Source organism: Pseudomonas sp. PvP009 (assembly GCF_017832995.1).
In the GTDB taxonomy this organism is placed as follows: Bacteria; Pseudomonadota; Gammaproteobacteria; order Pseudomonadales; family Pseudomonadaceae; genus Aquipseudomonas; species Aquipseudomonas syringae.
Genome location: NZ_JAFIBG010000001.1, coordinates 2,177,512 through 2,203,940, shown reverse-complemented (window position 1 = coordinate 2,203,940; position 26,429 = coordinate 2,177,512). Strand labels below are relative to the sequence as shown.

The window sequence follows — 26,429 nt, the reverse complement described above, 5'->3', positions numbered from 1 at the left end:
GTGCGAATAGGTAGTTCTGTTATGTTTTAAACCGAGCATTGACAGGTGCGTAGAACGATAAGGATAAGGCTGACAACTTCCTCAGGCCCGGACAGCGAGCGGGTGCCGCTGGGTAGTTTAGTTTATTGAGGGGTGGGTATTGCGGAGTGGGGTTCGGATGATTTGGGACGGGGGTGTCCGGAGTCGTTTCTTTAGGTTATAACTAGCTGTATGAGTGTTTAGCTCACTCGCGCAACGTATTAATGATAGAAAACGCTTCAGGCTGCCGCACCTCCGGGTACGACAGCCTGAATTACTGTTATTGCCAGTTGCTCGCAATCACCACGTTCAACGAAGCCTGGTAACTCTCAGACAGCTTAAGTTCACCGGCAGCAGGCGGTGCGAAAGCCGCCATGGCCTCTACCAGTTGATCAACCTGCCCTCCCAGCAGGACCTTGCCATCATCAGTGCGAAACTGCTCGATCTGCTGAGCCTTCTCCCAACTGCCAGCGCCCCAGAATGACCAGTTGGATACCGTCACTTTATCAGCCGTGCCGATGACACCGACTTCCAGATCCCAACCGTTTTTGCTGAACCACAGTTGATCAGCAGCGATACCGGCACCGAATTGCAGCACGTCGGTGTTTGCATCAGGATCAAAATCATTGATTACATCCTGACCGTCGCCCCGCTCGAATTGGTAGAGATCATTACCCCGACCGCCATCAAGCTGATCATTGCCGGTTCCACCTGTCAGAGTGTCGTTGCCTGCATCACCGTAAAGCCGGTCATTACCAGCCCCTCCCGACAGGATGTCGTTGCCGCCCAGCCCGTTGATTTCATCGTCGCCATCAAGACCGCTCAACGAATCCGCCAGCGCATCATTGCCGTAAAGAACATCGTTGCCCTGACTGGCCGTACCACTGCTCATCGCCCTGATCGCATCAATGCCCCAAGTTGTTCCATCGGAGAACTGAATCTGTTCGACCTGGGTCGACGTATTTGAGAACCATCCAGACACTGTAAGCTTGTCGGCTGACCCAGCGATGCCTACATACAGGTCGTACGCACTGCGGCTGAGCTGGATATCGGCAGGCGTGAGACTGTCGGAGACCCTGATGACATCCAGATTGCCTGCAGAACTATCGTAATCACTGATCCAGTCCTGCCCGGCCCCACGATAGAAAAGATAGGTGTCATTGCCAGCATCACCATAAAGGTTGTCATTGCCGACGCCACCATCAAGGGTGTCCGCACCTGCACCACCATAAAGCGTGTCGTTGCCGGCGCCACCATCAAGGGTATCCGCACCTGCACCACCGTAAAGCGTGTCGTTGCCGGCACCGCCATTGAGCGTGTCATTACCCGACAGACCGTAAAGTGTATCGTCCCCCCCCAATCCGTTCAGGGTATCTGCGACAGATTCCTCCCCTTGCAGGACGTCGTTGCCTTCAGTTGCAACGCCTTTGACCATCGCGTTCAGGGTGGCTACATCCCAGAGTGTGCCATCCGCAAACTGAACCTGTTCGACCTGCGAATCGGCAGAATAAAACCAGTCACGAACCGTTATCTTGTCCGATGTACCGATAATCGCCAGCTCAAGATTGTTTCCTGCGCGCGAAACCTTGATATCGGTTGAAACAATACCTGGTGCCAGTTTGAGCGTGTCGATATTGCCAGCGGTCCAGTCGCGATCATCGATCACATCCTGACCGCCGCCACGCTGAAACAGATACGTGTCATTGCCGGAGCCGCCATAAAGCATGTCATTACCAGCGCCACCATCCAGCGTATCTAACCCCATTCCGCCATCAAGCAAGTCATCGCCTGCGCCGCCCAGAAGCACGTCGTTGCCAGCAAGACCATAGATCTGATCGTTACCACCCAACCCATCGAGCTGCTCACTGGTCTCGTCTCCATAGATTGTTTCTGCTCCTTCACTGGCCACGACCCGCGAAAGACGCTTGAGATCGCTAACCGACCAGACTGTCCCGTCAGCAAATTCGACTCGTTCAACCTGATAACCGGAATCGGTATAACTGTAGATCTTCATCCAGTCAGTGGTGCCCTTTATGGAGAGATAAAGATCTGTGTTCTCTCTCCTCACGACGACATCGTCAGGAATAATGTCGGCAGCCACTTTAATGGTATCTGCATTACCAGCGGTCGTATCAAACTCGCTGATCGTGTCCTGCCCCATCCCTCTGTAAAACAGATAAGTGTCATTGCCACGAGATCCCGACAAGTAATCATTACCGGCACCACCGTCCAGGGTGTCATCGCCATCATCACCATAGAGGAAATCGTTGCCTGCACCACCATTCAAAGTGTCGTTGCCTGCGCCTCCATACAAGGTGTCGTTACCCTCACCTCCACTCAACACATCGTTGCCTTCTTCACCATACAACTTGTCGTTGCCATTGAGGCCATCGAGCACATCAGCCCCGACATCGCCATACAAGGTATCCGCCGCATCACTGGCCACGCCACGAGTCATGGTTTTCAGGGTATCGATATCCCATACCGTCCCATCGGCAAACTCGACACGCTCCACCTGATAGTTGATGTTATTGAAGAACGTGACCGACATTTTGTCAGTCGTTCCCTTTATCGAAAGATACAGGTAGGTACCATCGCGACTAACCGTCACATCGGCGGGCGCAATATCGGCTGCTACCTTGATCGTATCGATATTGCCAACGGTCCAGTCGAAATCAGTGACCGTGTCCTGCCCCATGCCTCGGTAAAAAAGATAGGTGTCATTGCCAAGGCCGCCAGACAGCCTGTCGTTGCCCGCACCGCCATCCAGTATGTCATTGGCCGACGTGCCATAAAGCCAATCATCGCCACTCTGCCCGTTGATAATAGTTGCCGTTGTATCGCCCATGAGTCAGTACCGATTGAGTTACTGTTATTAATCCAGATTTCCACTTACTACCGCTCCCTGAAACTCTCCGACGCATGCTGCTGCAACGGACTCAGGAAATACTCGATTACCCGCCGCTTGTTGGTCTTCACTTCCGCCGTCACCGCCATACCCGGCGACAGCTTGATGTCCACACCATTCACGTTCAGCGTGTCGCTGTTGAGGCGGATCTTGCTGCTGTAGATCAACCCGCGCTTTTCATCTTCGATGGCGTCGTTGGAAACGCTAATGACTTCGCCATCTATCGTGCCGTACTTGGTGAAGGTGAAGGTTTCGACCTTGACGGTAACGGGCTGACCGGCGCGGACGAAGCCGACGTCTTTGTTCTCCAGCATGGCTTCCACTTCCACGGGCTGGCCGTCGGGGACCAGGACCATCAGTGGTTGTGCAGGGGTGACGACGCCGCCGACGGTGTGCACGGCCAGTTGCTGGACGGTGCCGTCTACCGGCGCTTCAAGGGTGGTGAGGTCTTCCTGATAGCGGGCCTTGGTCAGGTCCTGATTGAAAGATGCGATCTTTTGATCGGCTTGCTGCAACAGGTCAAGCATGGCGCGGCGGGTCTGGGCGACCACGCCTTCGCGGCGGCGCTCTGCTTCCTGGCGGGCGGCGGTGGACTGCAGGACGCTGGCTTGCTGCACGCTCAGTTGGCGTTCGAGGTCCAGGCGGGCTTGTTCCTTTTCCAGGTAAGCATGGCGGGCGATGTACTGCTTTTTCAGAAGGTTTTCGTAGTCACTGGCCAGTTTTGCAGCGATAGGCAAGGTCTTCTGCAGGCTCATTACCTGGATGCGTGCCGCCTGGATATCAGCCTGGCGTTGCTGAATCTCGGCGTCGACCAGGTCAAGGCTGCTGCGATACTCCTGATACTGGCCCTGCAACCAGCGCTCCGCGGCCAGAACATGTATCGGATCGGCATCCAGTATGGTGCCGGTCAGATCCCGAGGTGGCTTGCGCTGATTGATTGCGTCGAGCATGGCATACGCGCGAGCGCTGTCGATTCGCGCAGCCAGCAAGTCACTGCGAACACGTCCGACATCGGCATCGGCTGATGTGGAATCCAGCTCCAGAAGCAATTGGCCTGCCTTGACGGATTGCCCGTCACGCACATGAATCGCTTTGACCACCGCCGTTTCACTGGACTGAATGGTTTTGGTCTTGCCGCTGGGGATGATCTTGCCGCTGGCCGTGGCCACCACATCAATTTTGCCCAGGCAGGCCCATAACAGAGCCAGCGCGGCAAATGCCATGATCGCCCACATGAAGATGCGCGGGGCTGGATGGCTGGGCTTGTCCTGCAACTCCAGTGCTGCGGGCAGAAACTGCACTTCATGCGCCAGGCGCTTGGGCGCATCCATTTCACGACGGTGACGCCACGATTGGCGCCACACACGGCGGTAGCGCTGCAACAGTCCGGTCGATTCGGCGTTAGACATGGCTGCCTCCCTGCTGAAGGCGATGAAGACGCGAGTAATGACCGGCTTGATGCGTCAGCAATTCGGCATGAGTGCCCTGCTCTACAATTTGCCCGCGATCGACTACAACGATGCGGTTGGCATCGCGAACGGCAGACAGCCGATGCGCGATGATGATCACGGTGCGCCCCTTGCAGATTGCCTGCATGTTCTGCTGAACAATGCGCTCGGACTCATAGTCCAGCGCACTGGTGGCCTCATCGAAAATCAGGATGCGCGGGTTGCCCATCAGGGCGCGGGCGATAGCGATACGTTGGCGCTGACCGCCAGATAACGACGCACCGTGCTCGCCGACCATCGTGTCGTAGCCCTCCGGCAGCTCAAGGATGAAGTCGTGGGCGCCAGCCAGTTTGGCCATTTGCATGACGGCCTCCAAAGGCGCTCCGGCATCACTCAATGCGATATTTTCGCGGATGCTGCGGTTGAACAGCATGTTGTCTTGCAGCACCACGCCGATCTGGCGGCGCAGGGAAGAGACGTCTGCCAGGGCCAGGTCCATACCGTCGACCAACACCCGACCGCGCTCCGGTACATAGAGGCGTTGTAACAGACGCGTCAGTGTGCTTTTGCCAGAACCGGAACGCCCCACCACACCGATGACTTGGCCCGGAGTGATAACAAGATTGATGCCCCGCAGGATCTCCGAGCCATCGGGACGATAGCGAAAGTGCACCTGATCGAACTCAATGCGCCCCTTGATCGGCGGTAGCGCACTGCGGTTGACTTGCGAGAGTTCGTTACGGGTATTAAGGATGTCGCCCAGGCGCTGCACTGATACGCCGGTCTGCTGGAAGTTGGTCCACAGTTGGGCAAGGCGCATAATCGGTTGGGCAACACGCCCGGCCAGCATGTTGAACGCAATCAACTGGCCGACCGAAAGTTGGCCGTCGATGACCAGGCGCGCACCGAACCACAAAGTTGCGACAGTCACCAACTTGCCTATTAGAGAGACACTTTCGTTGGCAATGGTCGACAGGTTCTGAGTTTTGAATCCGGCAGCGACATAGCCCGCCAACTGGTTATCCCACTTGCGAATGGCTTGAGGCTCCACTGCCATTGATTTAAGGGTGTCGATGCCGTTAACCGTTTCGACCAGAAACGCTTGGTTCTCAGCGCCTCGGGCAAAACTGTCGTTAAGGCGTTTGCGCAACACAGGAGTGATGAGCACCGACACCAGAATGTAGAGCGGCAGGGACAACAGCACGATCAACGTCAGCCAACCGCTGTAGTAAAACATCACCGCAATGAACACCACCGAGAACAGCACATCCAGCAACAGGGTGATGGCATTGCCGGTCAGGAAGTTGCGGATGTTTTCCAGTTCTCTCACCCGTGCTACCGAATCGCCCACGCGGCGTGCCTGGAAGTACGAGAGCGGCAACGTGATCAAGTGACGAAACAGCTTCGAACCCAGCTCTACGTCGATGCGGCTGGCGGTGTGTGCAAATACGTAGGTGCGCAAGCCAGACAAGGCCGACTCGAACAGCATCACACCGGCAAGGCCGATGGCGATAACGTCGAGGGTGGTCAATCCGTGATGGACAAGTACCTTGTCCATCACTACCTGGAAGAACAGCGGTGTGATTAGCGAGAAAATTTGCAGGACGAAGGAAACCAGCATCACTTCGCCCAGCAACTTCCGGTACTTGACGATGGCAGGAATGAACCAGGTGAAATCGAAACTTGAGGACTCGCCCGGCGTCCCGGCTTCCGAGCGAATGAGCAGTAACTGGCCTGTCCAACGCTCCTGCAAGGCCTCGAAAGTAACAACCTCGGGGCGTTGAGAAAGAGGGTCGTGGATGAGCGCCTTGCCTTGATCAAGACGCGCGATGATGAAGAAACCACCGTTATTGTCCGCTGCTATCGCGGGAAGTGGTGTACGGTCCAAACGCTCGGTGGTGGTCCTCGCAGCCTTGGCTTTCAAGCCGAGTTTACGGGCCGCCAGTAACAGGCTGTCCTGCGACAGATACTGGTCAGGGCTGCCAAACTCATGGGCAAGTTGCTCTGGCGAAGCCGCCACCTGATGAAAGCGCGCAAGCATGACCAGCGAGGCAAGGCCGGTGTCCAGGCGAGGGGCATTGTCAGGCATTTGAGTGCCCATTTCCGAATCATTCATAGCGCGTCCCTGCTGACATGCCACTGATGGGCAAATCTGATCAATTTACTAATTAGCTGTAAGCATTCACTTTATTGGATATGCGATTTGCATAACCGACGGGTTCAGTTCGCTACTGCGTTAACTACCGATGTGACGAATATCAGACTCCTGGCGGCAGAAAATCGCGAGCAGGGTCATAGTCTTGCTTGAGATATAACGCAAGTGCTTTCAGGTCATCAGGACTGAGGATGCCAGCAGACTGTTTGAGCTTGAGGTTATCGAGAATGTAGTCATACCGGGCATCGTTATAATCGCGCACGGCAGCGTACAACTGACGCTGAGCATTGAGTACATCGGCAATATTGCGAGAGCCAACGTCCACGCCCACCTGATTGGCTTCCACGGATTTCTGACCGGAAATGATGCTTTGGCGTCGGGCTGCAATCTGCTCTATGCCCGTATTGATGCCGCGAAACGCATTGCGTGTATTGAGCACCACTTCGCGTTGGCGGTCTTCCTGTTCGTCCTGGCTCTGATACAGACGCTCGGTGGACTCCTTGATCTGGGAGTTGGTCATTCCGCCCGAGTAAAGAGGGATATTGAGCTCAATGCCAATGCTGCTTTGCGCGACTTGGTCGCGATAACCGTTACTGCCGAAGTCAGTCGGGTTACTGTAGCCAAAGCTGTCGTTATCACCTTTGCGATAAGAAGCAACAGCGTCAACAGTGGGGGCATGCCCGGCTTTACGCTGATTAAGCGTTTGCTCGGCAGCACTGACTGCACGCTCGCTGGCTTGCAGCTCAAGATTTTGCCGCAGGGCAATATCGACCCAGGCACGGGCATCATTGGGTATGGGCGCCTCTACCGGCATCTGGTGTCTTATGCCTGCAATTGACGTGTAGCTGTGCTTGGTCAGGCGCTCCAGCGCTTCATAGGCATCATCTACTTTTCGCTGCACCAGTTGCCGGTTGGCCCGGGCATTGTCATAGGCCGCCTGGGCGTCATACACGTCCGTGATGCTTGAAGCACCATCCTCCAGACGCCCTTGAGCCTGGTCGCGCTGACGCAATAGCGCAGCTTCTTCAGCCTGGGCGGCTGCGAACGCGTCCAGTTGGCGCAGTGTTTCAAAGTAGGCCTGGGCAGCGGTCAGCAGCAAGTTTTGCTCTTTGGCCGACAGCTCAAGCCCGGCTTGATCCAGGCTCGATTGCGCAGCCTTCAATTGAAACCAGCGATCAATGCGGAACAACGGCTGACTGAGGTTGGCACGAAACGTTGTGCCATTTCGCTCTCGGCTTAGGGAAGGCTCGTCTCGCTCCAGACGGGTTACTTCTGACGTTGCCCCGGCGGTCAGATTCGGCAGCAGGCCTGCACGCGCCTGAGGCACGCCTTCGCGTTGTGCCCTGTAAGCATGACGTGCTGCGGACAATCGCGCATCGTTGAAGAAGGCGGCTTTATAAACATCTAAAAGATCCGCGTGGCGCTTGAGCAGATCCCGACGGTCATGAACAACGCCCTGATCGCCTGGCAAATTGACGGTGGCAGGCGCTGCAAACGAGGGAGCCAACGCGATGGTGAGCAGGAACAGCAAAGCCAGTTTGAGGGCATGAGGATACACGGCGCGTCCTTGCGGTAGCATATTGATATCAAAAAGGTGAGCAATACTAGAGCGCCATCATAACGGCGTCAATTATTTGTATCGACCTTGTATCCGATTTGTTGAACTTTTTTTGAGTTTAATTTTGGGGCTACTGACCTCTAGCCCGTGCCCAAGGCTCATCTGCTTAGTATTGATAGGGGGCAGCGTATCTTTTCGATATAGCATTAAGGTCATAATTAAATATATGCAGAAATGCTAATCGGCTATTACGCAAAACCCGGCTCGGCTCAAGGCCGCAGACACACTAATAAAATGACTATGGGTTAAGGAAACAGGCGAAATCATGCTGACCTTCCAGGGCTCTGGATCCGCGACGACGGTCCTTTTTGCATGGCCAGGGTGTAAAACAGAGGCAGCAGGTTCGGGGGGGCAGCCCTGTATTTGTTTAAAAGCGAGTCATCGACTCTACAGCCTCCCGCGCCACGCACGGGAGGCCTGTCGAATCACTGTTGCCCGGACAACTTCATGATCATTCGCGACAGCAAGTAGATCCGCGGCGCCACGCTGCCCACTTCGGCATACTCTTCGGGTGTATGAATATTGCCGCCGACAATCCCGAAACCGTCCAGCGTCGGTGTACCCACGCTGGCAGACAGGCTTGAATCCGCCGCCCCGCCGCTGCCCTCGATGGTCAGGGTGCGACCCAGTTCACCGTAGATGCCTTGTGCCATCGCGACCAATGCATCGGACTGCGCGGTTTGTGGCATCGGTGGCAGGCCACGGACCAGGCTGGTCTTGACCTCGGTATCAGGCACCAGCTTGTTGGCCGACACCTTGGCCAGATCCTGCTCGACGCGGTCAAACTCCTCCGGTACGGCAGCACGCACGTCGGCCTTGGCGCTGGCCTGATCGGGAATCACGTTGGTGCGATCCCCCGCCTTGAGCACGGTGAAGTTGATGGTGGTTTTCTTCTCCTCGTCACCCAGCTTGCCGAGTTGCAGGATCTGATGGGCAACTTCGGTCGCGGCGTTACGTCCCAGCTCAGGCGCAACGCCTGCATGCGAGGCCTTGCCTTTGACTTCGACCAGCGCGGTGGCCGAGCCTTTGCGCCACACCACCAGACCGTCGGCCGGACGCCCCGGCTCGAGGTTGAGGGTGACGTCATGCTCCTTCGCGGTTTTCTTGATCAGCTCGGTAGCGACGCCTGAGCCGGTCTCTTCGCTGGCGTCGAGCAACACCGTGATCTGCGCGTAGTCGGTGAACTTCAGGTTGTGCAAGACCTTCAGCGCATAAATAGCGGCAACGATGCCGCCCTTGTCATCCATCACCCCTGGGCCGTAGGCACGCCCGTCCTTGATATGAAACGGTCGCTCGGCCGCAGAACCTTCCTTGAACACGGTGTCCATGTGCGCCATCAGCAGAATCTTCGCCTTGCCGGTGCCTTTCAGGGTGGCGATGACGTGGTTACTGGCCTCTGGCGTATTTGGAACGAGCTCGATGGTGGCACCGAGCTTTTTCAGTTCTTCGATCGCTATATCACTGACTTTGGTCAGGCCCGGGACATACCCGGAACCCGAGTCGATGTTCACCAGACGCTCCAGCAGCTTCAAGGCTTCGTCCTTGTATTGCTCGGCATCGGCCTGGATGGCCTTGTGCGGTTCGGCCATGGCCGCCGGTGCCAGGGCTGTCAGCGCAAGCGCCAGGGCGAGATGAGCAGCCAGTGGCGAGCGGGTAAATGAGCGCATGTGTTTCATCCTTGTGTTCGATCATCGAGGTTTTTTCAGGACCATACCCTACACACGTACCGGCCGTCATGGTTCAGCTCGCCTTGCGCCAGCGCTCGAAGCGGTCGAACAGCAACGCGTAGAGGATCGGAATCAGGCCCAGTGTCACCAGCGTACCCAACGCAAGGCCACCCATGATGGTGATCGCCATGCCCTCCCAGAGCGGGCCGGCAAACAGCATCAGCGGCACCAGCCCGATGATGCAGGTCAGTTTGGTCATCACGATCGGCCGCAAGCGCTTGATCGCGGCATTGACCACTGCGTCACGCACCGCCAGGCCGTGCTCGCGCTCAGCCTCGATACGTTCGAGCAGCAGCACGGCATTGTTGACGATGATGCCGGCCAGCGACAGCAACCCGAAGGTGGCCATGAAGCCGAACGGATAGCCGGTGAGCACCAATGCCAACGCCACGCCGATCAGCACGAAGGGCACGCTGGAGACGACGATCAGCAGCTTGCGGAACGAATTGAACTGCCAGACGAACAACAACAGCATCGCAACCAGTGCGTGTGGCATGTACTGCAGCAGCGCCTGATTGGCCTCGGCCGAGTCTTCTATTTCGCCACCCGGTTCGATGTGGTAACCCGCCGGCAGGCTGATTGAAGCTATCTGCGGTGCCAACTGCTCGACGATCGAGGTCGCTGTCATTGACGGATTGTGGCCGACCACCGTGATCGCGCGTTGCAGATTACGCCGCTGGAGGGTCGATGCCTCGGCCCTGGGCTCGACAGTGGCAATGGCCGACAACATCAACGGCGCACCCCCGGAAGCCGGGTAAATCAATGTGCTGTCCAGATCATTGCCCGGTTTGCTCAGCGTGCTCTGCTCGCGCGCCACAATCGCGACAGCTGTATCGCCATCCTGCAGCGACGACACGGACAGCCCGCTGTTTCTCAGTTGCAGGGCCTGGGCGATGTCCTGAGTGGCAACACCGGCCTGCAGGGCCTTGTACGGGTCGACGACAACGTCGTAACGCAGCAATCGGGTCCGCCAGTCATCGTGCACGTCCAGGGTTCCGGGCAACGCCGACAACGCCTGCTCGATCTGTCGGGCAATACCGCGCAACACTTCCTCATCAGGACCGATGACCCGGTAGACCGCAATCCCTGCCTCGGTGGTGCCCATCGAAAAACGTTTGGGCTGCGCTTCGATTTCAGGGTGCTGCGTGAGGACAAATTGCCGTGCGCGCTCGATCACCGCATCGAGGTTGGCGCCTTCACGCACGCTGACAGTGAAGTACGCGATATTCGGCGCCGGCAACGGGGGATTGAGGCCAAGCACGATCCGCGGCCCGCCACTGGCGACATAACCAATACTGTGTTCCACATCCTGATCGCTGCTCAGCCACTGGCTGATATCACGCACCGCTCGCGATGTGTCTCGCGAGCTGCTGCCGGGCTCCAGCACCAGCGGAATCTGGAACTGCATGCGGTCCGACTTCGGCAGAAAATCGTACGGCACCCGGGTCAGCACCACGACCGCCAACACCAGCAACCCCATCATGCAGGCGATGAAGAGCAACGAGTGATTCAGCAAGCCCTCGATGACCTTGCGATAGCCACGGTAGAACACCGAGGCATACTCATCGGCCTCCTCCGCCGACGCTTTGACGGCCGGCATCCTGGCGAAGTAAAAGCACAACAGGGGCGTCACCGTGACGCTGAGCAACCACGAGCTGATCAGCGTCGTGGCGAGCACAACCGCCAGCGAACGCAGGTATTCGTTGGTGCTGGTCTGCCCTAGAAAGAAGGGCGAAAACGCCAGCACGATGACCAGTGAAGAGGTCAGCAGAGGGATCATCAAGGTGCGCCCTGCCTCCTCACAGGCACTTCGTCGATCCTCGCCCGCATGCAGGCGTCGCTCGATGTCTTCGGCGATGACAATGCCGTTGTCCACCAGCAAGCCCAGCGCCAGGATGATCGCGGCAATCGACACCGTCTGCAGTTCGATCCCCAGTGCGCGCATGACCAGCAGCGTACTGAGGATGGTCAAGGGCACAATCACCCCGACCACCAGGCCAGTGCGCCAGCCCAGAAACAGCATGACCACGCACATCACGATCACCACCGTCTCGGCCATGACGTGATACATCTTGCTCATCTCGTGCTCGACCACGCTGGACTGGAAGGTCACCACGTGCAAGGTAAAGCCCGTCGGAAGTTGCTGCTCCAGCTCACCGAGTCGCTTGCGCAAGGCATCACCGAACGTTTGCACATTGAGGCCTGGCTGCATCGAAACGGCCAGCACGACAGCATCCTGTCCCTGGTAGATCGCTTCGGTTTCCGGCGGGTCGACAGGGCTCACCGATACCCGACTCAGGTTCTGCAACGCGACCTTCTGCCCATTGGGCAACTGCACCGGGAACTGCCGAAGCTGCTCCAGCGAAAGCACCTCGCCACTGATCGAAAGCGTGGTGCTCTGCTGGCCGATGACCGGGTTGCCTCCTGTCGCTATCAGGTTGCGGGCTTGCAGTTGCTGAAGCAGCTGTTGCGGGGAAAGTCCGGCGGCGGCCAGCGTCTGGTGCTCGACATCGAGGTAGATGCGTTCATCCTGCAGACCATATAGCTGGACCTGATCGACGCCCTTGAGCGCATAAAGCTGATTGCGCAAGCGTTTGATCGGGCCGCGCATCTCGCTCATGGTGAAACCCGGTGCGGTCAGCGCGACCGAAGCCACGGCCACGCGACCGAAATCATCATCGACAAACGGCCCTTGGGTGCCAGGCGGAAAACCACCGCTCGTTTCGCTCACCTTCGCCCGGAGCCGCTGCCACAGCAGCCCAAGATCCTTGACGTTGTCATACGCTGTGACCTGCACGATCACTCGGCCAGGCTGGACCGTAGTGAGCACGTTCTTGATCTCGGCCAGTTCACGGATACGCTCTTCGAGCGGCCTGGCGAGCAGTTCCTCGGTGCGCCCTGCGGACAGCCCTTCCAGAGACACACTGACCAGTGCGTCGCGAACGGTCACCGACGGCTCTTCCTGAGAAGGAAAGCTCAAAAAAGTCGCGACACCGGCCAGCAAAATCAGCAAGGCGGCAAACAGGGTCAGGCGGCTTGCGCCCATGGCGCGGGAGGTAAGATTCATTGCGCATCACCGGTCAGGCGAGTGTCTGAATGAAACAGCGTGACGGGCTGACCGTCCTGCAGAAAAGCAGCGCCGGCAGTGACCAATTGCTCACCTGCGACCAGTCCGCTGACGACCATTGCCCGGCCCTCTCTGACCGTACCCAGCGTGACGGAGCGGACGGCGACTGTTCCTCCCGGCTGGTAGACGAAGACTTCGGCAACGTGGCTGCTGGTCCCCATCCATAATGCTTGCACCGGAACCGACAGTGCTTGTGCGTCGGCAGCGGGATGCATTTGCACAAGCAGCGTGATACCACTCGGCAGCCTGCCGGCAGGCCGCAGCACTCGGAACACTGCCATTCTGACCAGCCCGTCATCGGCTCGGGGCGAAATGCCTTCCAGGGCGAGATCAAACCCTACCGTACCGTCTGCGCTGCTGGAGGCGCTGGCGAGGTCGCCCGGCTCAAGCGACTCGGCGAGAGCCAACGGAACAGCCGCCACCACTTGTTGCTCTGCGGCGGATTCGACATCCAGCAGCACCTGCCCGGCGGACAACAAGCTCTGCGGTTGTGCATGGCGGGCCACCACGCGCCCTGCAAAGGGTGCGATCAAGCGGGTGCGATCCAGTTCGCGACGGGCCAGGTCCAGCTCGGCTTGCGTGCGGATCAGCTCGGCGCTGGCTTGTTCACTGGACGACTGGGCCGACTCGACCACGCTCTGAGCGACACTGCCCGCTGCGAGCAGGTTTTGCTGACGCTGGTAGTTACGCTGGCGCTCCAGCGCCTGAGCCCGAGCCAGCCGCAAAGCGGCCTGCGCCTCCTGCAGACGCAATTGCGCAGGCTGCGGATCAAGGCGGGCGAGCACCTGGCCCGGCTTGACGCTATCGCCAATGTCGACCCGCAGCTCTGTCAGGGTGCCCGCCGATTCAAACGCCAGACTGGCGCGCTCCTGCTGTCGAACGGTGCCGATGAAGCGCAGCGCAGCGCCCTCTCCCGCCCGCACCGTCTCAACCTTGACTGCCCGGACAGGCGGAGCACTGGCCGTCTGTTTATCACCGCAGCCACTGATCATCACGGTGATCAGCACGACGCCGCAAGCGCGTGACACACATCGCCGTAGAGCCAGAAACGCATCAGGATTCAATCGCATGGCAGGCTTCAACCCTTCAGAAAGCGTAATTCAAGGCAATCAGGCCACTGCCTTCGGCATCGGTCTCGACCAGCGGGCTGCCACGGGTCTGATCGGTGTAATGCGTCACCCCGACGCTGGCGACGGTTGACCAGTGGGCGTCGAAGGTATGCTGCCAGGCGAGCGCCGCCGAGTACGCGTAAATGCCGCTGTCTGCGTTGAAACGGGAGAAGCCGGTGCGCTGACTCTGGATCGGGCTCACGCCGAAATAGGTCTGGTTGTAACGGCCGTCCCCGGCGTGCGCATCGATGTCGAGGGTCACCGTATCGGACTGGCTGTGGTAAGCGATGCCCTCGAAACCCAACCGATAGCGATTGCCACGTTGTTCGCCAGCCACCCGCAGTTCGGCCTCGGCACTGACGGACAGCCACGGCATGAGTTGCTGAGAAACCATGAAGTCGCCAACGGTCGCGCCCTTGACGGTGCCCATCCCTCTCAGCTCGTTGGAACCAGGCCGATTCGTGCTGTTTTTCTCGGTCCGACCGAAATCGTAATTGAGTGCAGCGCTGGCACCGAACCCGGAATCTGACTGCCATTGCAGCCCCAGACCGCGCGTGGTGTCGGCGAAGAAGATGCCACGCTGGACCGTCAGCATGGGCACCACCTGACTGCGGTATTCATCGGCCCCCATGTAGCGCGGCAGCACGGCCATGCCGAGCCCGAAATTGACGTTGAACCTGTCACCCAGGATCGACTGGCTTTGAGCAGTACTGTCCTGGGCAAGGGCCTGACCGGCCAGGGTCATGGCCGCAGAGGTGATCAACACGGTCAGCACAGGTTTAAGCAGCGCAGACCGCAGGTGAGTACGAGAGATTGCAGGGCTCATGGGGATACTCCGGTTTCATTCAGGATTGGGGTGGGGTTGTCGGTTCTGCTCCGTGCAGCACTCGAAACAGATCGATGCGGTTTTGCTGCAGCGCATCGAGGGACTTGCGAGCGGCTGCGTCGGCTTCGGCAATACGGAGAGTGGAAACCAGCAATGCAGTACGCTCGACAGCGCCCGCATTGAGTTCAAAGGACAGGCGCCGCACTTTTTCCTGGACCAGCGCAACCCGCTCGACCTCGTTGCGGACATGGTTCAGGGCCTGCTGACGGCGGGTCAGCACGGCGGACATTTCACGGAAAGCGTTCTGCACGGCCTTTTCATACTCGGCCACTGCGATCTGCTGACGCACCTTGGCAAGATCCAGGTTGGCCTGATTGCGCCCGCCGTCGAACAGCGGCAGATTCAATTGCGGGGTGAACAGCCAGGCACCGCTGCCGTTGCTGAACAAGGTGCGCAGGCTGTCGCTCTGCAAGCCCACGCCGGTACTGAGTTTTATCGACGGAAAGAACGCCGCACGGGCAGCACCGATGTTGGCATTGCTGGCCTTGAGGGCTTCTTCGCGCTGACGGACGTCAAAACGCTCCAGCAGGCGCTGAGACGGCAGATTAGACAGCCAGGCCGGCGTCTCGACCAGCGCGGCGCTCAGCGCAGGGGTATCTGGCTTAGTCGCGGGCAACGCTGTCGAATAGCCGGTGAGCAACAACAAGGCCTGCGACGCGTTGGCGTGATCGCTTGCCGCATCCTGTACCTGCTGTTGCGCGCTCAGGGTGTCGAGGCGCTGTACCATCAGATCGTCCAGCGAAAGTGCACCTTGACGCTGCTGCTCTTCGCCCGCCTTGATCAGCATCAGCCGGGCCTCGTGAACCGCCTGCGCATCCTGCTGCACGGCAGCGGCCAGACGCTCGGCCAGCCAGGCGCGGGCGACTTCCGCGATCAGCGCACTGCGTGCCGCCAACTGGCCGTAGGTGCTGGCCAGATAATCGTGCCGCGCCGCCTCCGACAGGCTGCGCACGCGCCCGAAGAAGTCCAGTTCAAAGTCAGAGACGCCCACCGACGCGATGGAAATGTCCTGGCCATAACGCTCGTCGGCGGCCGCATTATCGAAGTGCTGACGATCGCGCTCGACACCTGCGGCAAGGGTCGGAAAGCGATCGGCGCGGGTAATGCCGCGCATTGCTCTGGCCTCCTCCACACGCAGCACCGCCACACGCAAATCGCGATTGAACGCCAGCGCCGATTGCAGCAGACCGCGCAGCTCGCCCTTCGGCGATAACTCGCCAGCCAGCGCTTCTTCGTCGGCACTGAGCACGACGACTGTGGAGGTATTCGCAGCCGCGACCACAGCAGACACCTGATCGACAGGGACCGGCAACGCCGGACGCTGATAGGCCGGTATCAACGAGCAGCCCGAAAGAACCAGGCTCGCCAGCATGGCCAGGCAATACCGGCGGCGGTTGCGGATACGCTTGGACAGCGGTGTACTCATCGGCATAGGATCTGTCCGCGACAGTGGGCTCTGGGCAGCATCCTGAACGTCGACTTTCAACAAACCGTTCGTGAATTATCAAGATTTGATCAAGAGGCGCTCTCGTGTCAGGAAAACGCATTCTTATCGTTGAAGACGATGCCGACAGTGCCAGCATTCTCGAGGCTTACCTGCGTCGTGACGGTTTCAACGTCGGGCTGGCCGAAAACGGTCAGCGCGGTATCGATATGCACCGTCAGTGGAAACCCGACCTGATTCTGCTGGACGTCATGCTGCCGCTTGTCAGTGGCACGGACGTGCTGTCGGCAGTCCGGCGCTGCAGCGACACGCCGGTGATCATGGTCACCGCCATGGGCGACGAACCGGAAAAACTCGGCGCCTTGCGCTATGGGGCCGACGATTATGTGGTCAAGCCCTACAACCCGCGGGAAGTAGTGGCCCGTGTGCATGCGGTTCTGCGGCGCTCCCAGCAGAACGGCAGCAACGAGCGTCATTTGCGCTACCAGAACCTGCTGGTGGAGCTGGACGCCGTCACCGCAATCATTGAAGGTCAGGATGGCGCAGAGACCGTGCTCGACCTGACACCTACCGAGTTCAAGATCCTTTCCACGTTGCTGAAAACGCCGTCCAAGGCCTTCACTCGCGAAGAACTGCTGGAAATCTGCCTTCCCGACAGCGAGGCGCTGGCCAGGGTTGTCGATGCGCATGTGCATAACCTGCGGCGCAAACTGGAGATCCATGGCGTGGACAACGTGCTGGTCACCGTCCGTTCGGTTGGCTATCGGTTCAGGTGATCCTCATGCGACATTTTTTCAGGCACAGACAAAAACCGTTGTGGCACTGGGTCGGCATGCGCATGAGCATGCTCGCCGTCGGTGCGGTCATCGTCATCGCGTTTTGCATGTGGCTGCACGTCACGGTCTCTGACTGGCTCACTCTGCAGGCCATGCCGGCCGACGTGCGCATGGAGTTCCTGCGGCTGCAGGCCGAGCCCAACCTGGACATGGTCAAGCTACGCGAACTGTTCTTCGAGTATTACCCGATCGAAAACCTGCTGCCGGGCATTGCCAACAAGGAATGGTGGGTGCTGGCAGCACTGGTATTGGTGGCGATCCCGATCATCCTATTCTTCGGCTTTCTGTTTTCCCGTCCGCTTTCCAGCCAGTTCTCTTCGATTGCCAGAGGCGCACGTCAAGTCGCCCAGGGCGACTTCAAGACGCGCCTGCCGATGAGCGCCAACGGCCCGGACGAATTGCAGGCGCTGGTCAGCGACTTCAATACCATGACCACCCAGCTCGGCCGTTACGAACTGGAAGTCAGCGAATCCAGCGCCATGATTGCCCATGAGTTGCGCACGCCACTGAATGCCGCCATGGGACGCATACAAGGCATGATCGACGAAGTGTTCCCGCGTGACCTGGCACAACTGGAAATGGTCCATCGCCAGCTCGGCCAGTTGAACAAACTGGTGAGTGATCTGCACCTGCTCTCGCTCGCCAGCGCGGGTCAGCTGACCCTGGACAAGACGGAGTTTTCCCTTGAGAAACTGGTGGTCGAACGTCTGAGCTGGTTTGCCACGCCGCTCGATGAGGCAGGTGTCGCCGTGACGATCGATATCCCGCGGAAATTGATCGTCAACGCCGACCGTGACCGGATCGGTCAGGTGGTGAATATTCTCGTCGATAACGCGCTGCGCTATTCGGCGATGGGCAGAGAGCTGCTGATTGTCGGCAAAGCCAGCGCTGGGCGCATGGAACTGACCGTCTCGGACCGCGGGCCCGGCTTTGACTCGGAGAACCTCGAACAGGTATTCGACCGCTTCTGGCGTGCCGAACGTTCGCGGGCGCGTTATTCGGGAGGCAGCGGCCTTGGCCTGTCCATCGCCAGAGCCATTTGCCTCGAGCATGACGGCACTATCGAGGTCCGCAACAGGCCAGGCGGAGGATCCGTCATCCGCCTGGAGATTCCGGGCTGAGCCTGCCTGCCCGGCCCCGCAGATCAGTGCCCCATCAACGAGTCGATGCCGTCCGGCTTGTCGTGCACACCAAACCGGTCCACCAGCGTGGCGGTGGCCCGGTTCATGCCGATAACGTCGACGCTGATGCCTGCCTTTCTCAGTTTCAAAACCACCTTGTCCAGTGCGGCCACAGCGGTGATGTCCCAGAAATGCGCCTCGCGCAGATCGATGACCAGTGTCTCGAGGCTTTCACGCAGGTCGAATGAGTCCATGAAACGGTCAGCGGAGGCGAAGAATACCTGGCCGGTCACGTAGTAGGTGCGATGGCTGTGGAAGGGATCACGATGCGACGTGACGTCAAGGAAGTGAGCGATCTTGCTGGCAAAGAACATCGAGGCAAGCAGAGAACCGACCAGCACACCGTAGGCAAGGTTGTGGGTCGCCACGACCACCACCACGGTGACCACCATCACGATGTTGGTCGAGAGCGGGTATTCCTTGAGGTTGCGGATTGATCCCCAACTGAAGGTGCTGATCGACACCATGATCATCACCGCCACCAGCGCCGCCATTGGGATACGCGCCAGCCATTCGCCCAGAAACAGCATCATGATCAACAGCAGCACACCTGCGCTGAGGGTTGAAAGACGTGTTCTGCCGCCAGACTTCACGTTGATCATCGACTGGCCGATCATGGCGCAGCCGGCCATGCCCCCTATCAGTCCGGTGGCGATATTGGCAATGCCCTGCCCTTTGCACTCACGGTTTTTGTCACTGGAGGTATCGGTCAGGTCATCGACGATGGTCGCGGTCATCATCGACTCCAGCAGGCCCACCACGGCCAGCGCGGCGGAATACGGCAGAATGATCAGCAGCGTGTCGAGATTGAGCGCGACGTCCGGCCACATGAAGGTCGGCAGGCTGTCGGGCATTGCGCCCATGTCACCCACGGTTCGTACATCAAGCCCCATGTAAATGGACATTGCGGTGAGCACCAGAATGCACACCAGCGGCGAAGGCAGCAGCTTGCCCAGCACCGGCACACGCGGGAACAGGTAGATGATTGCCAGGCCCGCTGCGGTCATCGCGTAAACCGGCCAGGTCACATGGGTCAATTCCGGCAACTGGGCCATGAAGATCAGAATCGCCAGTGCATTCACGAACCCGGTAACCACCGAGCGTGAAACGAAGCGCATCAACTCACCCAGGCGCAGATAGCCGGCGATGATCTGCAGTACGCCGCAGAGCAAGGTGGCGGCCAGCAAATACTGAAGCCCGTGCTCTTTGACCAGATTCACCATCAGCAAGGCCATCGCACCTGTAGCTGCAGAAATCATCGCCGGGCGTCCGCCCACGAAAGCGATGACCACGCAGATACAGAATGACGCGTAAAGCCCGACTTTCGGGTCTACCCCGGTAATGATGGAGAACGCGATGGCCTCTGGAATCAGGGCCAATGCAACAACCAGCCCGGCCAATACATCGGCACGAACGTTGGAAAACCACGTAGCTTTGATTTTTTCGAGCATGGAAATACCTGTGACAGACGCAGCAAGACGCACGGCAGCAGTTGCCGGACGAGCAGGAGCATCGGTTTTCGATTGAGTAGTCAGAGTGGGAGTGGCGGCGACCAAAAAACGGGCGCAGCAACGGGCGACTGCAGCAAGAAGGCAGTCAGGTGTTGCGAGGGGGGCGTAGCGCTAAGGCGGCGTAGGCAGCCAGTTGGAACGGGACACGTCTATTTCCTTCGATGGGTCGTAAGGCGCTGGCATCATAGACCTATCCGTTTGAGTGATTCAAGGGCAAGTCATCTCCCCAAACGACCTGAGTGACGGATGGCGCAACACCCTGAAACACGTAAAAAAGCCATCTGATACTGTTTTTTACAGCTGTTGTGTCTCTGTTCGTTATGACCGGTTTCGCTCATGATGCAACCTTGCTCATTCGAAGCCGCTTATGAAACGCTACGAAAAATTCGCCGCCGACATCTCGGAAATGATTCGCAGCGGCGTCCTGCCCGCAGGGGAAAAAGTCCCGTCCGTACGCGTCGCGAGTCGCACATGGTCCGTCAGCCCCGCGACGGTCTTCAAGGCCTATTACCTGCTGGAAGACAAGGGACTGATTCAGGCCCGCGCACGCTCCGGGTATTACGTGCGCGAGCATGCCGCCAATGCACTGACCGAGCCTGAACTGATCAGACACACCAGCGAAGGCACCGAACTGGGCGTCAGCGACCTGATCTTTTCAGTGCTCGGCTCGCTCAAAGACCCGGACACCGTGCCGTTCGGCTCGGCGTTTCCCAGCCCGCACCTGTATCCGCTGGCGAGCCTGGCGAAGTCCATGGCGTCAGCTGTGCGTGCGCTGACGCCTGCGGGCATCGTCAGCGACATGACCACCGGGAATCCCGAACTGCGCCGACAGATCGCCCTGCGCTACATGATCAGTGGCGTGCGCTTGCCGGCTGACGAACTGGTCATTACCAATGGCGCGATGGAAGCCCTGAACCTGTGCCTGCAGTGCGTCACCGAGCCCGGCGACCTGGTCGCCATTGAAGCCCCGGCGTTCTATGCCTGCCTTCAAGTGCTGGAGCGTCTGAAGCTGAAAGCCGTCGAAATCTCAGTGCATCCGCGTGACGGCGTGGACCTCGACTCGCTGCAAGACAGCCTGACACGCCTGCCAATCAAGGCTTGCTGGTTCATGAGCAGCTTTCAGAACCCATTGGGCGCGAGCATGACTCAGGAAAACAGGATCAGGCTCTACGACCTGCTGGAACAGCATCAAATCCCGTTGATCGAGGACGATGTGTACGCCGAATTGTATTACGGCGCCAAGGCGCCTCACCCGGTGAAAAGCCTGGATCGCAGCGGACTGGTGATGCACTGCAGCTCGTTCTCCAAGACCCTCGCGCCCGGCTATCGGGTCGGCTGGGTGGCAGGCGGGCGTTACACCGAGCAGATTGACCGCCTCAAGCTCATGACCACCCTCTCCCCTTCGGTCCCCGCCCAGGCCGCGCTCGCCGACTACCTCAAGCATGGCGGCTATGACCGCCATCTGCGTAAACTGCGTGACACTCTCGAACTGCAACAAGGCGCGATGCTCGCCGCTGCCGCCCGCTATTTCCCGGCGGCGACACGCGTCACCCGCCCCGTCGGCGGCTACTTTCTGTGGTTCGAATTCCCCGAGCAGGTTGATTCACTGCAGCTCTTTCAACTCGCGCTAGCGCAAGGCATCAGCCTGGCACCCGGCCCGATATTTTCCGCATCACGGCGCTTCCAGAATTGCGCGCGCCTCAACTACGGCACGCCCTGGGACGAACGCAGCGAGCAGGCCATGGCGATGCTGGGGCGTATCCTCGCGTCGTTCTGAGCGTTTTCATGCCTTGCATAAAGGCAACTGATCCGTATTTTTAAGCCGTTTCTGAATCTGTACCAGAATCTGTATGAGCACGATAATGGCAGCGCTTTCAAACGCGCAGGCCAACCGCCAGAAGCGATACCTGCGGCTCGTTACAGACAGATCGATCAGCAGGAGACGCTCATGGGCAAGCTCGGACTTTCTTTGATAGGTTTTTTATTGTTGGCAATCGCGGTGGGTTTGTTGGGGACTATTTCGCCGTATTGAGGCGCCGCGAGCCAAGAATGCTGAAGCCGCGTCGCATTAGCGCCAAAACGAAAAAACCCGCCATTAGGCAGGTTTTTTCTTGTTCAAAGGCCTACACATCGCCTTTGAAATATATTCTGGCTCCACGACCTGGACTCGAACCAGGGACCCAGTGATTAACAGTCACTTGCTCTACCAACTGAGCTATCGCGGAATGAGCGCTATGTTACTGATTCGGAAAAGGAAGTCAAGCAGAGCAGAAAAAAATCCTGCTCGTTCATCCGGATGCCATTTCCGGCCAGACAGGGGCACAGGTCAGAGGACTGCCCGCAGTACACGGTAGTCCTACTTGATCCGGTAGTGAAAGGTATTCTTCACCCCGGACACTGTCACCGCCCTGCCCTCGACGGTCCTTGGCTGATAACGAAAGGTCTGCGCTGCGGTCAGTGACGGGCGCTGGCCAGAATCAAACGCCGACATATATGTGACTCTGATGCGACAGAGCCTCACGCGTTGCCCGCAGCGACCGCCAATGCAGTGCTGTTCAACCGCGATGGTACTGACGACGCAGAGTGCGACGTAAGTGACGGCTGAGTCCTGGCGCTGATCCGGGGTGGCGTACACGTCAGATGCGAAGCAAAAACCTGCAACACACGTGAGCTGATTCGACCTTTCGCGGTCCGCGTGACCCGTCACCGAAGTGTCATGTGCATCTGTTCTGCTGGCCGATAATCAGCACCTCAGGAGCCGTCTGTTCATGTTCAGGATTATCCAACCTCATCGCTGGAAACTCGCCGTGCTGATGGTCGCCTCCAATCTCGGCCTGCTGACGTTTCTGGCATTCGGCACCGTCAAACCTGTCAGCGAATGGCAATGGCTGGACATCGTCGGTGAAGGTGGCTCTGCCCTGCTGTCGCTGGTCTGGCTGTTTCTGGTGTTCAAGAGCAGACCGGCCGGCCGAGTGACCAATTACCTGTCGATCGGCCTGAGCTGCGTGTTCTTCTCGTGGTGGATCGACGCGCTCGACGAATTTATCCGCCTGCCCACCGAAATCGAATGGGACCACTGGCTGGAATCCGGCCCGATGCCGGTCGGCCTGATCCTGCTGACTTTGGGCATCTACCACTGGCATCGCGAACAACTGGCAATCAGTGCGCAAATGGAAAAGCGCGAGGGCGGCTTCCGGGAGCACCGGCTTTACGACAAGCTCACCCCGCTGGGCAGCGCCGACTATCTGAAGCGCCAACTGGTGATCAGCCTGGAACAGAGTGTCTGCCAACAGCAGCCGCTGTCGCTGCTGGCGCTGGACCTGGATGGTTTCAGCGCGATCAACAATGCCTTCGGGCATGCCGAAGGCGACGAGGTGCTGTCAGCGCTCAACCACTTGCTGGTACTCAATCTGCGCCGCCAGGACCTGCTCTGCCGCCTGGCCGGCGACCGCTTCGTGGTGTTGCTACCCAACACCGGAGAAAGCCAGGCAAAACTGCTGGCGCTGGAGTTGCAGCAGGCGGTCGCCAGCCTGGCGCACAAGACCCGGCAACAGGGCGAGCGCATTCATCTTTCGGCCAGCGTGGCGGTCGTCATGGCACTCAATGAAACGCCGGACAACCTGCTACGCCGCCTCAATCTGTCGATGGCCCGCGCCCGACACCCTCTGACCCGCACTGCCTGAGCGCCTGACATGACGCTTAAAAGTGACTGGTACGAAGTCGACAGCCGCTTCATCCCCAGCCACGCTGAAGCGCAAGCTGCACAAGCACTGCACGCACTTTCAGGCGCAACACGATCTGGCGCGCAAACACGTCGCGTTGTACCTGTATCAGATCAAGGGGATGAGCAATGAAGCCGTGGCGGACTATTTGAACTTCAACGACCCGGCCAATTTCCGCCGTTCATTCAAACGCTGTACAGGCAGCACGCCGCCCCTGATCCAGCGCCTGTTCAACTTAGAGTGAGCGCGCCTCAGCGCTGCACGCACAGCTTGTAGCCCAGGCCATGGGCGGTGTGCAGCAACGGCGTGTCGTGGCCACCATCGAGTACCCGCCTGAGCACATGGATGTTGCTGCGCAAGCTGCTGCTGTTCGGGGCATCACGGCCCCAAAGCGCCTCCTCCAGTTCGGATCGCTTGACGATGTGCGGGCTTTTGCGCATCAACAGTTCCAGCAGTTTCATGTTGGTCGGGTTGAGCTTCAAAGGCACGCCTTTGCGGGTGACCTCCAGGGTGTCCAGATCGAACTGCAGGTCGGCAACCACCATCATCCGGTTGTCCTGGCGCTGCCGTCGGCTGACAATCGCTTCGACCCTGGCGAGCACCTCGGACATTGCAAACGGCTTGGTGATGTAGTCGTCGGCTCCCACCTTGAAACCGGTGAGCCGATCATCCAGTTCATCGCGCGCGCTGAGCATCACAATCGCGACTTCCGACTTCGAGTACTGGCGCAGGCTGTGGCAGATCTGATTGCCGTCGATACCGGGCAGCATGATGTCGAGAATGATCGCGTCGAAGCGTTTCGAGGCGGCCAGATGCAGCCCGCTCAGACCGTCCAGCGCCCCTTCTACCGCATGCCCCCTGAGCTCGAAGAACTCCAGCAGGTTGTCGTGGATATCACGATGGTCTTCAATAACCAGAATGTTCATTGCCGTGCCTTGTTATTTTTCTACCCGGCCGACCGGGCATCTGCCGCCAATGCGTCTGCAGGACGAGTGCCGAATGCATCAGGTTTGTTGACGGCCACTGCCTGGCTAATCGGCTGTTGCAACCTAGATCGGCCATAGAAGCACAAGGCAACCAGCAGCGTGCTCAGCCACACCACGATACCCGCCCAGAAGGTGTGCGACATGAAGTGCCAGCCTTGCAGTACCCGCGTGGTGCCGTAAATCATCCCGAGCAGGAGAATGCCCGCCAGCAAGACTTTCGAGTGCCGCCAGCAATAGCGACGAGCCACGAAGTACAGGGCCAGCAGACTGAACGCGCTTGACGCATGACCGCCCGGCCAGCATCGCCCGGCGCCAGCCTCGTGGAGCAGGTTGAAGTTCCTGAACCACTCGATGTGCGCCTGGCTGCCACCGTACAGGGTGGTCTCGACAGGGCAGTAAACGCTGGTGTGGCTTTTCAGGTAATGGATCATGCCGGTGCTCAGCGCAAAGGCAACGATGACGAAAAAGAAGTCCAGCCGGTGCCTGCGCGCAAAGCGCAGAAAGGTGCCCAACCGAGAACCCGTCAGCCGCCTAGCGAGGCGCGAATCATCATATTTTTCCAGCAACGGCCAAACGAAGGACAGCATCGCACCGATGATCGCCAGTTCCCCGGTCCAGTTCGGAAGGATCCTCGCCCATCTGTGCGTGATGTTCTCGAACAGATGGCTCTGGCCGATGGGGAACACCCCCGCCGTCGAATCAAAAAACAGGTCAGTCAGTTGCCGGTCGATCGTGGTCAGGTCGAAAGTAACGAAGACCAGTAGAGCGAAAAACACCGGTAAACCCAGGTTTATGCCGTAAAACCGCAGCCTGGCGCTGGAAGATGTCGTCAATTGAATTGCTCGCTGTTGAGGTTTGCCCATTGCCCGGCATTCAGGGAGCCGAGAATTTTGGGTGGGTGGCTGCCGTCTACTTGTACGAAAAACGCCTGGGTGTACTCACTGGAGCGCTCGCCGCCACGTACGCCGGCCTTGCGTTCGAACTGGTCGATGCAGCCACTGTGAGTGACCAGTACCATGTTCTCGCCGCTGACCTTGTGGGCCTGCACAGCCTTCATGAAGCCGCTGTCACAGTCGTTGATCCAGTCCTCAGCGACCACCGTGTGTCCTGCCAGCAGTTGCGCAGTCTGTTGCGTGCGGGTCTTGGGGCTGGCGATCATGCGCGCGTGGTCCATGCCCATCTTCTGCAACCCGGCACCCACCGCCAGCGCGGTATCGCGGCCGTTGGAGGTAATGCCGTCGGCGTCGCCCATGCACGGGTTGCTCGAGCGGTCACAGCGTTCGGCATGGCGAATCATCACCACCACATTGCCTTGTCGCCAGTGCTCGCGAAGGCCGGAAACGCTCAGGTTTCTACCGACTCCCAGGTCCACTACATGCACACCGGAGAACGACGAGTAGAACCACGCGCAGATAGCCATCAGCACGACGGCAACGGACATCGATACGATATTCCGATGCAATTTGTAGCGCTGACTGATGCCCGAACGGGGAAGTACATTCTTGTTGATTATCGTGTTGGTCAAGGGACCACTCCTGCCATGAACCTATGTGTGGCGTTGACCCAGGGAACGCCCGAGGTCTTCGCCGCTCCCATGCAGGCAAGATAGGTTCAGCATCGTCCCGATGCAGTGAAGAAGATGTGAAAAACGTGTTGTGGCCCAGCGCCATGTTTTTCAAGCGAGCGCTCTGGAATGGGGGTTTGCGGTTTTACGGGCGTGAACATGAAGATAATTTAAGCGTTTTTGCCGAAA

General features: G+C 58.8%; 17 protein-coding genes, 1 tRNA gene and 2 pseudogenes. 5 read left to right on the top strand and 15 right to left on the bottom strand.

Annotation, left to right across the window (positions count from 1 at the left end; all coding sequences use genetic code 11):
- Window positions 1-298: 298 nt before the first annotated feature.
- From JOE29_RS09775 to JOE29_RS09735, 9 genes are all read right to left on the bottom strand, one after another.
- Entirely contained in the window at window positions 299-2,866 is a 2,568-nt protein-coding gene (locus JOE29_RS09775) for a calcium-binding protein (RefSeq protein WP_058446434.1), read from the bottom strand.
- 47 nt (window positions 2,867-2,913) lie between these two features.
- Window positions 2,914-4,335 carry an HlyD family type I secretion periplasmic adaptor subunit gene (locus JOE29_RS09770; protein WP_210079441.1) on the bottom strand — a complete coding sequence of 474 codons (1,422 nt, stop codon included), beginning with the start codon at window positions 4,333-4,335 and terminating at the stop codon, window positions 2,914-2,916.
- Entirely contained in the window at window positions 4,328-6,490 is a 2,163-nt protein-coding gene (locus JOE29_RS09765) for a type I secretion system permease/ATPase (RefSeq protein ID WP_096113649.1), read from the bottom strand. The genes JOE29_RS09770 and JOE29_RS09765 overlap by 8 nt, the downstream gene beginning before the upstream one ends.
- Window positions 6,491-6,632: 142 nt before the next feature.
- Window positions 6,633-8,108: a TolC family outer membrane protein gene (locus JOE29_RS09760; protein WP_210079440.1), complete on the bottom strand. Its 1,476-nt coding sequence runs from the start codon at window positions 8,106-8,108 to the stop codon at window positions 6,633-6,635.
- 464 nt (window positions 8,109-8,572) lie between these two features.
- Entirely contained in the window at window positions 8,573-9,814 is a 1,242-nt protein-coding gene (locus JOE29_RS09755; RefSeq protein WP_004417368.1) for a M20/M25/M40 family metallo-hydrolase, read from the bottom strand.
- 73 nt (window positions 9,815-9,887) lie between these two features.
- Window positions 9,888-12,941: an efflux RND transporter permease subunit gene (locus JOE29_RS09750; RefSeq protein WP_210079439.1), complete on the bottom strand. Its 3,054-nt coding sequence runs from the start codon at window positions 12,939-12,941 to the stop codon at window positions 9,888-9,890.
- Window positions 12,938-14,071, bottom strand: coding sequence for an efflux RND transporter periplasmic adaptor subunit (locus JOE29_RS09745; protein WP_210079438.1), 1,134 nt, complete (start codon window positions 14,069-14,071; stop codon window positions 12,938-12,940). Before JOE29_RS09745 ends, JOE29_RS09750 begins: the two co-directional genes overlap by 4 nt.
- Before the next feature lie 16 nt (window positions 14,072-14,087).
- Complete coding sequence (locus JOE29_RS09740; RefSeq protein ID WP_210079437.1) at window positions 14,088-14,936, bottom strand: MipA/OmpV family protein; 849 nt, start codon at window positions 14,934-14,936, stop codon at window positions 14,088-14,090.
- Window positions 14,937-14,955: 19 nt separating this feature from the next.
- On the bottom strand, window positions 14,956-16,428 hold the full coding sequence (locus JOE29_RS09735) for an efflux transporter outer membrane subunit (protein ID WP_210079436.1): 1,473 nt from the start codon (window positions 16,426-16,428) through the stop codon (window positions 14,956-14,958).
- A 98-nt stretch (window positions 16,429-16,526) separates the two neighbouring features.
- Here JOE29_RS09735 and JOE29_RS09730 point away from each other — a divergent pair, with 98 nt between their 5' ends.
- Window positions 16,527-17,216: a response regulator gene (locus JOE29_RS09730; RefSeq protein ID WP_003315433.1), complete on the top strand. Its 690-nt coding sequence runs from the start codon at window positions 16,527-16,529 to the stop codon at window positions 17,214-17,216.
- 5 nt (window positions 17,217-17,221) lie between these two features.
- Window positions 17,222-18,397, top strand: a complete 1,176-nt coding sequence (locus tag JOE29_RS09725) for an ATP-binding protein (protein ID WP_210079435.1) — start codon at window positions 17,222-17,224, stop codon at window positions 18,395-18,397.
- 23 nt (window positions 18,398-18,420) lie between these two features.
- Here the strand turns inward: JOE29_RS09725 and JOE29_RS09720 are convergent, their stop codons facing one another.
- Window positions 18,421-19,908 (bottom strand): SulP family inorganic anion transporter, encoded by a 1,488-nt coding sequence (locus tag JOE29_RS09720; RefSeq protein WP_024663830.1) that lies wholly within the window; start codon window positions 19,906-19,908, stop codon window positions 18,421-18,423.
- A gap of 427 nt (window positions 19,909-20,335) precedes the next feature.
- On the opposite strand from JOE29_RS09720, the gene mapR reads away from it, so the two are divergent.
- On the top strand, window positions 20,336-21,745 hold the full coding sequence (gene mapR / locus JOE29_RS09715; RefSeq protein WP_210079434.1) for a GntR family transcriptional regulator MpaR: 1,410 nt from the start codon (window positions 20,336-20,338) through the stop codon (window positions 21,743-21,745).
- Between the two features lie 372 nt (window positions 21,746-22,117).
- On the opposite strand, the gene JOE29_RS09710 is transcribed toward mapR, so the two are convergent.
- Together JOE29_RS09710 and JOE29_RS09705 are read right to left on the bottom strand one after the other, a co-directional pair.
- Window positions 22,118-22,193 (bottom strand) — tRNA-Asn (locus JOE29_RS09710).
- Between the two features lie 131 nt (window positions 22,194-22,324).
- Window positions 22,325-22,435 (bottom strand): annotated as a pseudogene (locus JOE29_RS09705) (energy transducer TonB); the annotation flags it as partial.
- 301 nt (window positions 22,436-22,736) lie between these two features.
- On the opposite strand from JOE29_RS09705, the gene JOE29_RS09700 reads away from it, so the two are divergent.
- A complete protein-coding gene (locus JOE29_RS09700) occupies window positions 22,737-23,651 on the top strand; it encodes a GGDEF domain-containing protein (protein WP_210079433.1) in 915 nt (304 codons plus the stop codon).
- Between the two features lie 52 nt (window positions 23,652-23,703).
- A pseudogene (locus JOE29_RS09695) lies at window positions 23,704-23,934 on the top strand (AraC family transcriptional regulator); the annotation flags it as partial.
- A gap of 7 nt (window positions 23,935-23,941) precedes the next feature.
- Here JOE29_RS09695 and JOE29_RS09690 read toward each other — a convergent pair.
- From JOE29_RS09690 to JOE29_RS09680, 3 genes are read right to left on the bottom strand one after another with little or no spacing between them, the layout of a single operon-like run.
- Window positions 23,942-24,616, bottom strand: a complete 675-nt coding sequence (locus JOE29_RS09690; RefSeq protein WP_003315442.1) for a response regulator transcription factor — start codon at window positions 24,614-24,616, stop codon at window positions 23,942-23,944.
- Window positions 24,617-24,636: 20 nt separating this feature from the next.
- A complete protein-coding gene (locus JOE29_RS09685; protein WP_044313403.1) occupies window positions 24,637-25,539 on the bottom strand; it encodes a phosphatase PAP2 family protein in 903 nt (300 codons plus the stop codon).
- A complete protein-coding gene (locus JOE29_RS09680) occupies window positions 25,506-26,201 on the bottom strand; it encodes a histidine phosphatase family protein (protein ID WP_003343312.1) in 696 nt (231 codons plus the stop codon). The genes JOE29_RS09685 and JOE29_RS09680 overlap by 34 nt, the downstream gene beginning before the upstream one ends.
- Window positions 26,202-26,429 lie beyond the last annotated feature (228 nt).